A 2,405-nucleotide genomic window follows, 5' to 3' on the forward strand; every position below is an offset into this window, starting at 1 on the left:
TTATCGCGCATGAACTGCCAGATATTTTCGACCGGCCCTTCGACTTCGCTCAGGAGAGCGTTGAGTTCAGGACATTTTGGCGGCAGCGGAACGATGCTGATATTATCGGGCACTTCCAGCTTCCCGGTCATGTGCCATCCGGCCTGATCCATCAGCAGCACGCCGTGGGCACCTGGTTCGATAGCGAGCGATATCTCCGCCAGGTGCAGCGACATGGTCTGGGTATTACAGAAGGGCAGAACCAAGCCAGCGCCCTGGCCAAGCTCAGGGCAGATAGCGCCGGGCCGAAGGCGGGCGTAGCCCAACATGTAGGCTGATTTGGTCCTCTGATCCTTGGGCGCTGAAGGCCGGGTGCCGCGCCTGGCCCAGCGGCGGGTGATCTTGTTTTTCTGGCCGATACGGGCCTCGTCCCTGAATCAAGTTCAGGGCAGGCTCTGGAACCATATCTCTATGGGCGTGTCGCGCGGGAGGGCGGCTTAGATCTTTGCCAGCTCGGCTGCAAAGCCCCCCTTTTTGAAGTCCTCCATCGCATATTCGTTCTGGGCATGGTGACGTGGGCGTGCCGTCAATTTGGGGACTGTCAGGAATTTCGTGTGCGGCGAGGCATAATGGGCAACAAGGAGACCCAGTATGTCACGACGCAAAGAAGCTTCGATACCGAACGACATTCTCGACCAACTGCTTGCCGGCACTGACGCGGCGGCGGCGCTCAGCCAGGGCGGCTTGCTCGATTCCCTGAAGAAGGCGTTTGCCGAACGGGCCCTCAACGCGGAGATGGATCATCATCTTGGCCAGGAGGAGCAAGGAAGCAACAGTCGGAACGGCTATGGCCGCAAGACGGTGACGACCGACAGCGGACGGATCGAGATCGAGGTGCCACGCGATCGGGCCGGTAGCTTCGATCCGCAGCTGATCGCCAAGTATCAGCGTCGCTTTCCCGGCTTCGATGACAAGATCATCTCGATGTATGCGCGCGGCATGAGTACCCGGGAGATTACGGGCCACCTGCGCGACCTGTATGGCATTGAGGCCTCGCCCGATCTGATCAGCACGATCACCGACGCAGTCTTGGAGGAAGTCGCGGCCTGGCAGCAACGTCCGCTGGATCCGGCCTATCCGCTGGTTTTCTTTGATGCGATCCGGGTCAAGATCCGCGACGAGGGCATGGTCCGCAATAAAGCAATCCACATCGCCCTCGGCGTCATGGCCGATGGCACCAAGGTCGTCCTGGGTTTGTGGCTGGAACAGAATGAAGGCGCCAAGTTCTGGCTGCGCGTCATGAACGAACTGCGCAACCGCGGCGTCGAGGATATCATGCTGGCGGTCGTTGATGGCCTGAAGGGCTTTCCCGACGCCATCACCGCCGTATTCCCCGAAGCGATGGTTCAGACTTGCATCGTCCATCTGCTGCGCAACTCGATGGATTTCGTGGCATGGAAAGATCGCAAGGCGCTCGGGACGGCCTTGAAGGCCATTTACCGCGCCGTCGATGCCGCGGCTGCCGAGGAGGCACTGACGGCATTCGAGGCCAGCTTCTGGGGGCAACGCTATCCCGCTATCGGCCAGAGTTGGCGCCGGGCATGGACCGAGGTCATCCCATTTTTCGCCTTCCCCGACGAAGTCAGGCGGATCGTTTACACCACCAATGCCATCGAGGTCCTGAATTCCAAGCTTCGCCGCGCTGTTCGTGCCCGGGGGCATTTCCCTAACGATGAGGCCGCAACCAAGCTGCTCTATCTGATCTTGAACCAATCGGAAAAAGAGTGGAAAATGCCACCGCGTGAGTGGAACATGGCGAAGGCTCAATTTGCCGCGCTCTTCGGCGAACGCTTCATCAGGGCCATGACGGCCTGATGGTCAACCGGCGCGCCCACGCCACCACACCCAGAACGAATATGCGATGGAGGACTTCAAAAAGGGGGCTTTGCAGCCGAGTTGGCAAAGGTCAAAGCAGCCCTCCCGCGCGGTACGCCGATAGAGGTCTGGTTCCAGAGCCTGCCCTGAACTTGATTCAGGGACGAAGCCCGCATAGGCCAGAAAAACAAGATCGCTCGCCGCTGGGCTAAGCGCGGTACCCGGCCATCGGCACCGAAGGATCAGAGGACGAAATCAGCCTATATCTTTGGTGCCATCTGCCCCGAACTCGGCAAAGGGGCTGGCCTGATCCTTCCGTTCTGCAATACCCAGACCATGTCGCTGCACCTGGCGGAAATATCGCTCGCTATCGAGCCGGGTGCCCACGGCGTGCTGCTGATGGATCAGGCCGGATGGCACATGACCGGGAAGCTGAAAGTGCCTGAGAATATCAGCATCGTTCCGCTGCCGCCGAAATGTCCTGAACTCAACGCTCTCCTGAGCGAAGTCGAAGGGCCGGTCGAAAATATCTGGCAGTTCATGCGCGATAA

Annotated in this window: 1 protein-coding gene and 2 pseudogenes; 2 read left to right on the top strand and 1 reads right to left on the bottom strand. The window is 59.7% G+C overall.

Translation table 11 applies throughout. The annotated features are described in order from the left end of the window. Positions 1-572: pseudogene (locus V2I08_RS20305) on the bottom strand (transposase); the annotation flags it as partial. Between the two features lie 58 nt (positions 573-630). Here V2I08_RS20305 and V2I08_RS20310 point away from each other — a divergent pair. Together V2I08_RS20310 and V2I08_RS20315 are read left to right on the top strand one after the other, a co-directional pair. Continuing rightward, the gene (locus V2I08_RS20310) at positions 631-1,854 is read left to right on the top strand and encodes an IS256 family transposase (protein WP_349636562.1); all 1,224 of its coding nucleotides are present in this window, start codon (positions 631-633) and stop codon (positions 1,852-1,854) included. 10 nt (positions 1,855-1,864) lie between these two features. Continuing rightward, a pseudogene (locus tag V2I08_RS20315) lies at positions 1,865-2,405 on the top strand (transposase); the annotation flags it as partial.

The sequence above is a fragment of the Sphingobium sp. MK2 genome, from assembly GCF_040170545.1.
Classification (GTDB): domain Bacteria; phylum Pseudomonadota; class Alphaproteobacteria; order Sphingomonadales; family Sphingomonadaceae; genus Sphingobium.